12 protein-coding genes are annotated in these 12,617 nt (G+C 72.7%); 6 read left to right on the plus strand and 6 right to left on the minus strand.

Features of this window, described 5'->3' with window-relative positions; translation table 11 throughout:
* The first annotated feature begins 8 nt into the window (after positions 1 to 8).
* The 4 genes from OCT49_RS33080 to OCT49_RS33095 all read left to right on the plus strand — a co-directional run bounded on the left by OCT49_RS33080 (position 9) and on the right by OCT49_RS33095 (position 3,171).
* The gene (locus OCT49_RS33080) at positions 9 to 623 is read left to right on the plus strand and encodes a cell wall protein (protein WP_283855472.1); all 615 of its coding nucleotides are present in this window, start codon (positions 9 to 11) and stop codon (positions 621 to 623) included.
* Positions 624 to 654: 31 nt separating this feature from the next.
* Complete coding sequence (locus tag OCT49_RS33085; protein WP_283855473.1) at positions 655 to 1,557, plus strand: MauE/DoxX family redox-associated membrane protein; 903 nt, start codon at positions 655 to 657, stop codon at positions 1,555 to 1,557.
* A 190-nt stretch (positions 1,558 to 1,747) separates the two neighbouring features.
* Complete coding sequence (locus OCT49_RS33090; protein WP_283855474.1) at positions 1,748 to 2,497, plus strand: type 1 glutamine amidotransferase; 750 nt, start codon at positions 1,748 to 1,750, stop codon at positions 2,495 to 2,497.
* Between the two features lie 146 nt (positions 2,498 to 2,643).
* A complete protein-coding gene (locus OCT49_RS33095) occupies positions 2,644 to 3,171 on the plus strand; it encodes a DinB family protein (protein WP_283855475.1) in 528 nt (175 codons plus the stop codon).
* 53 nt (positions 3,172 to 3,224) lie between these two features.
* Here the strand turns inward: OCT49_RS33095 and OCT49_RS33100 are convergent, their stop codons facing one another.
* On the minus strand, positions 3,225 to 3,845 hold the full coding sequence (locus OCT49_RS33100) for a LysE family translocator (RefSeq protein WP_283855476.1): 621 nt from the start codon (positions 3,843 to 3,845) through the stop codon (positions 3,225 to 3,227).
* 26 nt (positions 3,846 to 3,871) lie between these two features.
* Positions 3,872 to 4,615, minus strand: coding sequence for a metallophosphoesterase (locus OCT49_RS33105; RefSeq protein WP_283855477.1), 744 nt, complete (start codon positions 4,613 to 4,615; stop codon positions 3,872 to 3,874).
* Positions 4,616 to 4,787: 172 nt separating this feature from the next.
* On the opposite strand from OCT49_RS33105, the gene OCT49_RS33110 reads away from it, so the two are divergent.
* Together OCT49_RS33110 and OCT49_RS33115 are read left to right on the plus strand one after the other, a co-directional pair.
* Positions 4,788 to 5,405 carry an ABATE domain-containing protein gene (locus tag OCT49_RS33110; protein ID WP_283855478.1) on the plus strand — a complete coding sequence of 206 codons (618 nt, stop codon included), beginning with the start codon at positions 4,788 to 4,790 and terminating at the stop codon, positions 5,403 to 5,405.
* A 267-nt stretch (positions 5,406 to 5,672) separates the two neighbouring features.
* The gene (locus tag OCT49_RS33115; protein ID WP_283855479.1) at positions 5,673 to 9,005 is read left to right on the plus strand and encodes a S8 family peptidase; all 3,333 of its coding nucleotides are present in this window, start codon (positions 5,673 to 5,675) and stop codon (positions 9,003 to 9,005) included.
* A gap of 163 nt (positions 9,006 to 9,168) precedes the next feature.
* On the opposite strand, the gene OCT49_RS33120 is transcribed toward OCT49_RS33115, so the two are convergent.
* The 4 genes from OCT49_RS33120 to OCT49_RS33135 all read right to left on the minus strand — a co-directional run bounded on the left by OCT49_RS33120 (position 9,169) and on the right by OCT49_RS33135 (position 12,561).
* Positions 9,169 to 9,816 (minus strand): hypothetical protein, encoded by a 648-nt coding sequence (locus OCT49_RS33120; protein WP_502963441.1) that lies wholly within the window; start codon positions 9,814 to 9,816, stop codon positions 9,169 to 9,171.
* Between the two features lie 11 nt (positions 9,817 to 9,827).
* The gene (locus OCT49_RS33125) at positions 9,828 to 11,348 is read right to left on the minus strand and encodes an ATP-binding protein (RefSeq protein WP_283855481.1); all 1,521 of its coding nucleotides are present in this window, start codon (positions 11,346 to 11,348) and stop codon (positions 9,828 to 9,830) included.
* Between the two features lie 2 nt (positions 11,349 to 11,350).
* Positions 11,351 to 12,034, minus strand: coding sequence for a response regulator (locus tag OCT49_RS33130; protein WP_283855482.1), 684 nt, complete (start codon positions 12,032 to 12,034; stop codon positions 11,351 to 11,353).
* Between the two features lie 92 nt (positions 12,035 to 12,126).
* Positions 12,127 to 12,561, minus strand: coding sequence for a hypothetical protein (locus OCT49_RS33135; RefSeq protein WP_283855483.1), 435 nt, complete (start codon positions 12,559 to 12,561; stop codon positions 12,127 to 12,129).
* Positions 12,562 to 12,617 lie beyond the last annotated feature (56 nt).

Genomic DNA, 12,617 nt, shown 5'->3' on the forward strand with positions numbered 1-12,617 from the left:
GCATCGGCATGACCGCACGACACGACCGGACCGACGGGATGCGCCGTCGCCGCTTCCTCACCAACGCCGCCCTCGGCGGCGCGACCATCATCGGCGCCTCCGCGCTCGGCGGCTTCGACGCGGACGCCGCGTTCGCCGCGGAACCCTCGCTCGACCCCGCGATAGCCGAGTCCGCCTTCGTGGAGGGCCGCATCACGGGCATCACCGGCAGTATCCTGGAGGTGGCCGGATCCAACGGCGGCCACTCCCGGGTGCAGATGACCAACGTGACCAGCGTGTGGAAGGTGCGCGCCACCACGGCCGAGGCCATCGACATCGGCGACGGGCTCTACGCGCGCGGCGTCGAGATGCCCGACGGCACCGTGGCCGCCGACGCGGTCTGGGTGAACATCGTGAACCTGGACACGCGGATCCGGGGCATCGCGAAGAACCGGCTGCACCTCGCCCACGGACAGCACGAACTGGTCGGCCACGTCGCCCCGGACACCAGCGCCTCCTACGCCGGCCGCGCCCTGACGTCCGACCTGTCCCGGCTGCGCATCGGACAGAGCGCCCAAGTGCTCGGCGCCTGGCGGCCGTCCGACGACTCCGTGGACGTCGTCCGCATCTCCGTCGGCCACTGACACGGTCCCGAGGGAACGGAGAGAGGAAGAGATGCTGTCACTGACAACGAGCCTCGCCCCCTTGGTCCTCGCGGGCCTGCTCGGGTGGACCGGGGCGGTCAAGGCGTTCGGCCGGGACACCGCCCGCCAGGCGCCGAAGACGGCGCTGGCCCGCATGCTGCGCAGCAGCGAACGGGCCACGACGATGCTGCGCCTGACCGGAACGGCCGAACTCCTGATCGCCGCAGGCCTGTTGGCGATTCCCACGAACCCGGTTCCGGGGGTTGCGACCGCGGTCCTCGGGGCGGGCTTCCTCGGCTATCTCGGCTACGGCCGGGCCGTGGCACCGGAGTCCTCCTGCGGCTGCTCGGCCGGTGACGACACCCCCATCGGTTGGCGGGCGTTCGCACGGGCGGCCGTGGTGCTGGCCGGCGGTGCGACCGTCACGGTGGCCCGGGGCACCTGGTGGCCGACGCTCCGGGACCGGCCCGCCGCCGCCCTCGCCCTCCTGGCCGGGGCGGCGGTCGTGCTGATCGCCCTCTCGGCCGACCTCGACCGGTGGTGGCTGCTGCCGCTGCGCCGGACGAGACTGCGGGTCTTCGGCCACCCGCTCCTCGGCACCGCGGGGAGGGGCCGGGTGCCGGTGGCGGCGAGCGTCGAACTCCTGGAGAACTCCCTGGCCTGGCAGGCCGCCGCACCCGTGGTCAGATCCGCCCTGCTGGACCACTGGGAGGACGGCGGCTGGCGCATCCTCCAGTACTCGGGGGTGTACGGGGACCGGGCGGAGGCCCGCCCGGTGGCGGTGCTGTTCGCGCTCGACGCCACGGCCGTGCGCGACACCGGGAAGGACCCGGTCGTCCGTGTCGGCTACGTCGATGCGGAGAGCGGGGAGCCGGTGGCCGTGGACGAACTCCACGCGGTGCCGTCGCGCAGGAGCCTGCCGATGGCGGGCTGACACCACGTCCCGGCCACCTCGCGGCGGCCGGGACGAAGCGGCCGGCCCGGGCCGCCCCCCGGTGTTCCCACCGGCGCGGCGGAGCGTTCCCTGCCGGTGTCGCCGGTGCCGCCCCGGGGCAGTGTGGTCCCGCGGAGACCGGGCGGGAACCGCCCGGCAGGAAGCACGGACGACGACAAGGGGCAAAGGGATGAACACCGACGACGTGACGGCCACGGCACTGGTGGTCCAGCACGAGCCCGGCGGGGGACCGGGCCGTTGGGCGGCCTGGCTGGAGGAGCGGGGTGTGACGATGCACGTGGTCCGGGCGTACGAGGGCACCCCGCTTCCGGACCGGCTGGAGCACCCCGGGCTCATCGTTCTCGGCGGCGCCCGCCTTCCCGACGACGACGCCCGCGCACCCTGGCTGCCCGCGACCAGGGCCCTCGTGCGTCAGGCGATCGACGAGGGGACACCGATGTTCGGCATCTGCCTCGGGGGCCAGCTGCTCGCCCACGTCGCCGGTGGCGAAGTACGCGGGCAGCACGGACCGCCCGAGTTCGGCAGCACCCGGCTCAGCCTGCGCCCCGAGGCGGCCGGGGACCCGCTGTTCCACGGGCTGCCCGCACATCCTCCGGCCATCGAGAACCACGTCGACGCCGTCACCGCGCTCCCCGCCGACGCCCACTGGCTGGTCCGCAGCGAGCGCTGCCCCTACCAGGCATTCCGCATCGGTTCCGCGGCATGGGGCGTGCAGTTCCATCCGGAGACCACGGCCGAGCGGATCCGCGGCTGGAACCGCGAGCGACTGGACCGGAACGGTGCTCCGCCCCCGGAGACCCTGCACGCCCTGGCGCTGCGGGACGAGCCGGAAGCCGCCGAGACCTGGCGCACCGTCGCCCACCGCTTCGCGGACACCGTGACCGCGAGAGCCCGGCAGCCGGAGCCGCAGGCCCGTTGACAGGCCCGGAGACCACCGGCGATTTCACCCCCGGCCGACTGCCCGGACCCCGCCCGGCCGCGTCGGGGCAGATCGGCCCCGCGAGCCGCGCGAGGGCGTCGAGACGCACGCTTGAGCCCTCCCGGACGACAGGGCAGGGTGGGCTCATGACATGGACAGCGCCACCGGCCGAGTACACCGAACAGCTGGGCGATCTGGGGACCGTGACCGAGCGTCGGATGCTGGAGGGCTGGCTGCGCCGGCACCGGGAGACGCTGCTGGCCAAATGCGCCGGGCTGGAGCCGGCCCAGTTGGTGCGGACGACCGTGGAGCCGTCGAACCTCACCCTCCTGGGTCTGGTCCGGCACATGGCGGAGGTGGAGCGGTGGTGGTTCCGGCGCTCCTTCGCGGGCGAGGACATCGGCGATGTCTTCACCGGCCCGGCGGACGGCGACGAGGGGTTCGCCGGGGTGCGCGCGGCCGATGCGGAGAGGGACTTCGCACTGTTCCGCAACGAGGTCCGCGCCTGTGACGCGGCAGCGGCCGGGCATGACCTCGATGAGACCTTCATGTCCTCCCGAGGGGTCGCCCTCAGCCTGCGTTGGGTCTACCTGCTGATGATCCAGGAGTACGCCAGACACAACGGCCATGCCGACCTCCTCCGGGAGCGGACCGACGGGGCGACCGGGGACTGAGGTCTTCTCCCGGACCGGCCGGGTCCGCCGGTGTGGGGGAGCCGGCCGCCGGCCTATGTCGCGGCGGTCCGGACCCCGAGGGCGAGGAACATCATGGCCGTGGCCCTGGCGGCCGTGCGCTTGAAGCGGGGTCCTCGCAGGATGTGCGAGGCGCGCCGGACGAGGCCGGTCCAGGCGAGGAGCCAGAGCGTCATCAGCAGCGCGTGGGCGGTGGCCAGGGCGAGGACCTGGCCGCCGAAGGAGGCGTCGGCGTCGATGAACGGGGGGACGAGGGTCAGGTAGATGGAGGCGGCCTTCGGGTTGAGGACGTTGGCGAGCAGGGCCTGGACGTAGACGGAGTCCGCCCGTACCGGCGGCTGCCGGCGGGCGGGAGCGCGGGCCGGGGCCGAGGCGGATCGCCAGGTCCACAGGCCCAGGCCGATGAGATAGAGCGCGCCGACGACCTTGACGGTCGTGAAGGCCCGGCCGGAGTGCATGACCAGGGCCGACAGCCCGGCCACGGCGAGGGCGGCGTGGACGTACAGGCCGGTGGTCGTGCCGAGGATGACGGGAAGGGCCCGGCGGCGGCCGTGGTCGGTGACGTGCTGGACCAGAAGGGCCAGGCTGGCTCCGGGGGTGGCGACCAGGGGAAGGACCGCTGCCAGGAACCCGAGGACGGCACAGGGGTGGACCATGATGCCTCCGTGGTGGGCGGACGGGGTCAGAGCACGACGCGGTAATGGGTGGTCAGGCGCCGGTCGTCATCCAGGACGTGGAAGGCGAGACCGGGCGGCTGGTCGCGGTCCGCGGGGCGGTCGCCCTCCCAGGGCATGCGCAGGGTCCAGGTGACGGCCGGGCCGACGATCAGGGGGCGGCCGGCGAAGGTCGAGGCGGCCGCGGTGTGGGCGTGTCCGGTCAGGACGGCGACGACCTGCGGATGCGCGTCCAGCAACGCGGCCAGGTTCCCGGGCTGTTCGAGCAGGCTGGAGTCGGGCAGCGGGTGATGGAGCTCGACCGGTGGCTGGTGGAAGGCGATCAGCGCCGGGGTGTCCCGCGGAAGTGCGGCGAGCCGGCTGTCGATCCAGTCGAGCGTTTCGGGGTCGAGACGCCCCTCGTCGCGGCCGGGGACGGTGGAGTCGCACATCAGGACGGCGGTCCCGGCGATGTGGTGGATCCGGTTGACGGGCCCGTGGCCGGGTGCCTCGTCGAGCAGGCCCTTGCGGTAGGCCGGACGTGCGTCGTGGTTGCCGGGGCAGGTGAGCACGGGGAAAGGGGCCGTCAGGATGCGGGCCGCCTCCTCGTATTCGGCCTCCTCGCCGTGATCGGCGATGTCCCCCGTGACCAGCACCGCGTCGACCGGGCGGGGCAGGGCGCGCAAGTGGTCCATGACGCGGACCGCGCGTTCGGTGGCCCGCTCACTGCCGTCCAGGTGCAGGTCGCTGATCTGGGCCAGCAGCACCGCCATGGTCCGTCCCCTCCCGTGGCGGCCGTGGCCACCGGTTCACCGCGCGGCAAGGCACGTCGCCCCGCCCCACTGTCTAACGGAAATTATTTTTTTACCGTTAGGAACTCTAGAGTGCGCGCGGGAGTGTGATCAAGTGGTCGACGACCCGGCAGGGGCAGGAAGGGAGACACCGATGGAACGCTGGCCGGCGCTGGAACTGGCGAGCACGATCCGCCACGACGGGGAGGGCGGTGTCGCCGACGACCTCGCCACGGCACACGGCGCGACCCGCTGGATCCGGGACCGGGCCGACCTGCTGACCGACTGTCCTCCGGCCGGGGGGATCACCGCGGACGGGGGCCTCAGGGCCGAGATCACCGAGCTGCGGCGGGCGGTCCGGACACTGTTCGCCCGGGCGGTCAGCCCCGCTCCTCCCAGCCCGGCGGACGCCCGGCGGCTGATGTCGGACGATCAGGCGCTGGCCCACCTCAACTCGGTCGCCGCCCGTGAACCGGTCGTCCCGCAGCTGGACTGGCCGCGGGGGGACGCACCGAGGGTCCGTCTGCCGTCGGCGCTGGACGATCCGGAGACACGCCTCCTGGCGGCCCTGGCGCGCGCGGCCATCGACTTCCTGAGCGGCCCGCAGCGCGAGCAGTTGCGCGCCTGCACCGCCCCCCGTTGCGTGCGCTACTTCGTCAAGAGCCACGGCCGGCAGGAGTGGTGCAAGCCCTCGTGCGGAAACCGGGCCCGAGCGGCGCGGCACTACCGCCGTCAGCACGTGACGACCGATCGCGATCCCGCTTCGTCCTGACCGCCACCCGGCGTGATGCCGGGGGAGATGGGGACCGGCACCACTGCTCCGAACACCCCCGGACCTGCTACGGGACACACAACGACCCCCCGCTCCGTCCCGCCCGGTCGTCCGGCCCGATCGGGCCGGACGGCTGTTACACAACGATCATTGAGTGCCTTCGAACGCCCCTGGAACAGTCGGAGCCCGGGGCCGTGAACGCATTCGACCGAGCCCCGTACGGGCCGGGCCCCCGCCCGCCCGATCCACTCCTGAGCAGGGGCAATCTTGCGTAAACGATCGAAACAGGCGTACGCCGTCGTCGCTGCGGCCGCCGTCGTCCTGACCGCGGGCATGACCGGACCGGCATCGGCGAAGAACAGTGGACCGAACAATGAACTCCCGTTAACCACAAAGGATTTGAAGGAATCCGGCCAGGCCGTCCACACCGTCACGCTGATCACCGGCGACCGGGTCCTCGTGGACGCCCGTGGCCGGGTCGGCGGCATCCAGCGGGCCAAGGGCCGGGAGGGCATACCCTTCTTCACCGAGACCCACAACGGCCGTACCTACGTGGTGCCGCGTGACGCCCGGCAGCTGATCGCCGACGGCACACTGGACCAGCGGTTGTTCGACATCACCGGACTCGCCGCGCCGGAGAGCCGCAAGGCCAACCGGGCCGGGCTCAAGGTGATCGTCGGCTACCGGGGATCGGCGGCAGGGTCCGCCCGCGCCGAGGTGCGATCCTCCGACGGCACCACCGTACGCCGGACCCTGCCGGCCCTCGACGCCGATGCCGTCACGGGCGCCACCGACAGCGAGGGCGCGCTGTGGGACGCCCTGACCCGTCGGAAGGGTGACGGTTCGACGGCCATGACCTCCGGCATCGCACGGATCTGGCTGGACGGCGTGCGCAAGGCCTCGCTCGACCACAGCACCGGCCAGATCGGCGCCCCGGCGGCCTGGTCCCGCTCGTACGACGGCACCGGTGTGAAGATCGCCGTCGTGGACACCGGGATCGACGACACCCACCCGGACCTGGCGGGCCGGGTGGTGGCGGAGCGCAACTTCAGCAACTCCCCGGACGCCGGGGACCGGGTCGGGCACGGCACGCACGTGGCCTCCACCGCGGCCGGTACGGGGGCGAAGGACTCCCGGTTCAAGGGCGTGGCGCCCGGGGCCCAGCTGATCAACGCCAAGGTGCTGAACGACCAGGGCAGCGGCGACGACTCCAGCATCCTCGCCGGCGTCGACTGGGCCGTCGCCCAGGGTGCCGACATCATCAACATGAGCCTGGGCAGCCCCGACACCGTCGGGATCGACCCGCTGGAAGCCCAGATCAACAAGATTTCGGCGGAGAAGGGCGTGCTGTTCGCGGTCGCCGCGGGCAACAGCGGGCCGGACGGGGGCACGCTCGGATCACCGGGCAGCGCCGACGCGGCCCTGACCGTCGGCGCCGTCGACGACAACGACCGGATGGCCGACTTCTCCAGCGCCGGACCCCGCATCGGGGACGGCGCCGTCAAACCCGACATCACCGCCCCGGGCGTGGACATCACGGCGGCCGCGGCGACCGGCACCCCGGACCAGAACCCTGCCGGGTACGTCGGCATGAGCGGCACGTCGATGGCGACCCCGCACGTCGCGGGCGCCGCGGCGATCCTCAAGCAGAAGAATCCCACCTGGACGGGCGCCCAGATCAAGGCCGCCCTGACGGGCTCGGCCAAGGACGGCTCCCACCCGGTCTTCCAGCAGGGCGCGGGCCGGCTCGCCCTCGACCGGGCGATCGACCAGACGCTCGTCTCCGAACCGGGCTCGGTCCACCTGGGCATCCAGCAGTGGCCCCACACCGACGACACCCCCGTCACCAAGCAGGTGACGTACCGGAACAACGGCACCTCCGACGTGACCCTGGACCTGTCCCTGGAGGCGCCCGCCGGCGGGGACGGAAAGCCCGCCCCGGCCGGGTTCTTCACCCTCGGGGCACAGCGGATCACGGTTCCGGCGGGCGGCACCGCCGCCGTGGACCTGACGGCCGACACCCGGCTCGGCGGTACGGTCCACGGCGCGTACGCGGTCACGGTCGTCGCGTCCGGGGACGGCCGGAGCGTGCGCACCCCGGCATCGGTGGAGCGCGAGGTCGAGTCGTACGACGTCACCTTCAAGACCCTGGGACGGGACGGCGCGCCCAGCACCGGCTGGCAGGCAGACCTGAAGGGCTACCGCGGTTTCGCCGACGACCGGTGGTTCCTCCCGGATCTGTCGTCGGGCTCCGCCACGGTCCGGCTGCCGCGCGGTACGTACAACCTCTCGGCCGACATGCTGGTCGATCCTGCGGACCCGAAGAAGGGCTTCGACATGATCGACAATCCGCAGTTCACCGTGACCGGCCCCACCACCGTCACCCTCGACGCCCGGACCACCCGGCCGGTGACGGTCAAGGTGCCGGACCCGGCCGCCCGTTACACGCGCGCGGGGATGATGTACAGCCTGAGCCCCGAGACGGGCGTCATCCAGTGGCGCGAACTCAGCGGCTTCGACAACGTCCGCACCGCGCACCAGGGGCCCAGGATGCCCGACGGCTTCCTCACCCAGCAGTGGTCCGCCCACTGGGCGCGGGGCACCGCCGAGTACAACTTCCTCACCGGCGGACCGGTCCGGGAGCTGGCCACCGGTTACGACAAGACCTACGCGGCCAAGGACCTGGCCCTGGTGAAGGTGGGGATCGGGTCGTCCGTACCCGGCCTGGAAAGTGCCCTCGCGGCGCACGGCACCCTGGCCAACGGCAACGGCGTCATCGCGCCCTATTCCCTGCAGCCGGCACCGGGGACACGCAAGGTGTACCTGTCCGCGGACGACGGGGCCGCCTGGAACATCGCCGCGGGTGTCCTGGGCGAGACGGCCCCGGACGGTTCCCGGAAACTGGATTCGGTGTACGACCTCGGCGAGCGACGGTTCGAGGCGGGGAAGACGTACACCGTGAACGTCAACACCGGTGTGCTGGGACCGCGGATGAACGCGGACGAGGGACTCGTGCGCGACGGTGACCACATCTACGGCTCGCTGCCGCTGGTCAGCGACGGGGCGGGCCACTCCGGGTTCGTCCACTACGTGGACGCCGGCACCACCATCCACCGCAACGGCGAACTGTACGCGCAGGAGGACGTCGCCATCGACCAGGGGGCCTTCACACTGCCGTCGGAACCCGCCGCGTACAAGGTGTCGACCACGATCCACCGCAACACCGCGATCAACCGCACCGCAACCCGGATCGACGCCTCGTGGACCTTCGACTCGGCCCGCACCGAGAGCTCCACCCAGCTCCCGGTCTCCATGGTCCGTTTCCTGCCGCGGCTCGCGTTGGACTCCACTGTCCCGGCAGGCAGCAGGCAGACCTTCCCCGTCCAGGTGCAGGGCGCGGCGGCCGGCGCCGGCCTGAAGTCCCTGCGAGTGCTGGTGTCGTACGACGACACGACGTGGCTGCCCGTCCCGGTCACGGCGGGCAAGGTCACGGTGAACGCCCCGAAGAAGGACAAGGCGATCTCGCTGAAGGCCGTCGTCACCGACAAGGACGGCAACCGGTCGATGGTCACGATCCACAACGCCTTGTTCGGCAAGTGAGGCGACCCGGGACCGGAGCCCACGAGCGGCGCACGACCGGATGAGACCCCGGCGGGCGGGCACGGTCCCGGGTGAACCGGAAGGAGCGGTTGGCCGGAACGGATGTTCCGGCCAACCGCTCCTTCTGCACGGGTGCGTCGGGAAGCCCCGGTCCCGCCACGGCTCAGCGGGCCGGCACCGGGACCGGCCGCACGGGGCACTCGGCCGGGGCGAGACGGTCCCCCCGCCCGATCAGGGTCACGGACACGGCCCCCCGCGCATGCGCCGCGTACGCGGCCGTGCAGACGATCTGCTCACGGGCGGAAGCGGTCAGCCGAGTCACCCGCAGGCGCAGCGCGACCTCGACGGCGGACCCCGACGTCACGACCCGCTCCACGGCGGACGCCGCACGCGACAGCGAGGGTGCGTTGCGGAGCCCCGCCCGCCGTTCCGCCTTGTCCGGCCCGGCAAGCAGGGCGGTGACGGCCGCGAGCGGTGAGGGGCCCTCGTTCGTCACCCCCGCCCCCGGGGACGGAGCGTCGAGATCGACCTGTCCGCGCGACGGGTCCGGTCCGCCCGACGGGCCGTCCGGTGCGGCGGAACCCACGACACCGTCCGGCCACGGTGACTCGACGAACCGGGGCACGGGCAGCAACTCGCCGTCCGGGGAACGGAAGAACAACAGCACGCGCTCCTCGCGCGGGGGAAGCAGATCGGCGACGGCCGGTCCACCGGCCTCGACCACGGCCGTCTCCTGGATGCCGCAACCCACGAGCGGGCCCCCGACGAGGACCAGCAACGCGGCGAACCGCACCGCTCGACGCCCACACAACACCGGTCCCTTCACGTGGCGGCCCCCGTCCGGTCACAGCGGTCCGCGGGCCCCGGGCCACCCTGCACGGACGACGGGCCGTCCGGCGCACCGCTCCCGGACACGGGCCCGTCGAAGGGCAGCTCCACGGTGAACAGCGCACCACCGCCGGGCGCGTTCCCCGCCCGGATCGTGCCGCCGTGCAGCTGTACGTTCTCCTCGGTGATCGCGAGCCCGAGGCCGCTGCCCGACGAGCGGGAACGCGCGGCGTCCGCCTTGTAGAAACGGTCGAAGACGTGCGGCAGCGCCTCCGGCGCGATCCCGGGGCCGCTGTCGCGCACCTCGATGACCAGCACACCCCCGCGCGCCGACAGCCGCACGGTGACCGGCTCGGCACCGTGGTGCAGGGCGTTGCCGACCAGGTTGGCCACGATGACGTCGAAGCGGCGCAGGTCGAGACGGATGCGGAAGCCCTCGGGCAGTTCCGCGTGGACCCGGTCGAGCCACTTCCTGTCGGCCAGGGTGCGGCGCACGGCCTCCGCCGCGTCCACCTCGTCGGTGTTGAGCTCCGCCGCACGGGCGTCGAAGCGGGAGATCTCCATCAGATCCTCCACCAGCACGGCCAGTTTGCCGGTCTCGGCGCTGATCAGACGCACTGCCCGGGCGGTGTCCGGGGAGAGCTCCGCGGCGTCCTCGTCCACCACGTCCGTGACGGCGAGCATGCCGGCGAGCGGGGTGCGCAACTCGTGCGAGACGTCCGAGGCGAAACGCCGGGCCCGCGCCCCGGCATCCCGCAACTCCTGCACGGAGTGCTCCAGGCGGGCCGCCGACTCGTTGAACGTCCTGGCCAGGTCGGCCATCTCGTCCCGGCCGTGCACGGGAATACGCGTGTCGAACCGCCCACCGCCCATGGAGTGTGCGGCCCGCCGCAGCTCACGGACGGGACGCAGCACACTGCGCGCCGCGAGCAGCGCGGGCACCAGGGCCACGGCCAGCCCCGGCAGCGCGCCGTCGCGGGCCGCGGTCACCAGGGCGTCGATGTCCACCTCCTCGTCCGTCATGGGCATCACGGCGAAGAGCACCAGCCCGCTCGGCACCGCGTCGCCGCCGGCGACGATCCGGGTCATCACCGGCATCCCGATCGTCAGATACGCCTTCCCCTCCTTGACGACCCGCTCGAAGACACCGCGCGGCGAAGCGAGCGCGGCGCGGCGCAGCCTCGCGGTCAGCACGTCGGAGACGGGCCGGTCACCCGAGGAGGCGCGCACCGAGCCGTACTCGGCGAAGACGATCCACGGATGTGGTTTGGCGCGCGCCGCGATGTCGTAGAGGTCCCACCGCAGTGAATCCGGCTCCAGGGGAAGACGGGGGACGAACCGCTCGACCTCCTCGCGGAAGGAGGTGACGGCCGTGTCCTGCGCCCGCACGAGGACCGCACTGCGCGCCTCCCGGTAGGTCAACGCGGCGGTCGTGACGGCACTGACGGCCGCCACCAGCAGAAACGCGATCACCAGCCGGGTGCGCAGCCCGAACGCGACGGTCGCTCCGGGCATCCTCACAGCGGGCCGAAGCGGTAGCCGAAGCCCCGCAGGGTCTGGACGTACCGGGGGTCGCCGGACGGATCCTCGATCTTGGCGCGCAGCCGGCGCACACAGGCGTCCACCAGACGGACGTCGCTGTGGTAGCTGTGCTCCCAGATCTCCTCCAGGAGCCGCTGCCGGCTGAAGACCTGTGCCGGTGCCGCGGACAGGTGCAGCAACAGCTTCAGCTCGGAGGGCGCGAGAGAGACCGGGGCACCCGACTTGAGGACGGTGTGACCGGCGCGGTCGATGACGAGTTCACCGTGGCGCTCGACGGCGGGCCCCGCGCCGACCGGGCCCTCGGCGCGGCGCAGCACGGCACGTATGCGGGCCTCGATGACCTCGGCACGGGCGGGCTTGACGATGTAGTCGTCCGCACCCGCGTCCAGGCCGACGACGATGTCGACGTCGTCGCCGCGCGCGGTCAGCATGACGATCGGCAACTGGCTGGTCCCGCGCACCCGGCAGCACAACTGGACGCCGCTCATGGCGGGGAGCATCAGGTCGAGCAGCAGGAGGTCGGGGCGGAAGGAGCCCATCGCCTCCAGACCGGCCTCACCGGTCGCGACGGCGAGGACCTCGTGCCCCCGTCGGCGCAGTCCAAGTTCGATGCCCTCGCGCACGGAGGGGTCGTCTTCGACGAGGAGGACGCGTGGCATGGCAGTGTCTCCGGGATCGTGTGGAAAACGGACAGCTCGTCAGGGACCCGGCGACCGAACGCCGGAGGTGGCGAGCATGCCGAACGGGGCGGTCACGCAGACGGTGTCGATGCCCTCGTACAGGGCCCACCGGTCCGTGAAGGCGCCTTCCCGGACGCAGACGTTGCCCGCGACACCGCACTGCGACGGATCGGCGCCCGACACCGGGTCGGGCGGGCGGTCTCCGGCCCGGCCGTGTCCGGTGCGGGGCGCAGCCGGTCGGCGAGCATGGCGAGGTCCGCCCGCCGGACCTCCGGCCCGGCCGGATCGCTGCCGCCGTCCGTCGGGTGTTCGTCCCGGGCCGGGCGCTCGCGGACGAACGCGCAGACCGCCTCCGCCACGTCCTGTCGCAGCTCCGGATGCTCGTCGCCGAGCCGGGCCAACTCGGCCACGGCATCCCGCCGGAGGCCGGCGCCGCCACCGCGCAGTCGGCTGGCGACCACCCGCACCGCCTCGGCCGCCTGCGCGCCGTCACCGATGATCACCATGGCCCCCACAGGTTTTAGGACGGTCAAGTTCCTTGATTCCCAAGAGATTAGCGATG

Source organism: Streptomyces sp. ML-6, from assembly GCF_030116705.1.
Taxonomy (GTDB): Bacteria; Actinomycetota; Actinomycetes; order Streptomycetales; family Streptomycetaceae; genus Streptomyces.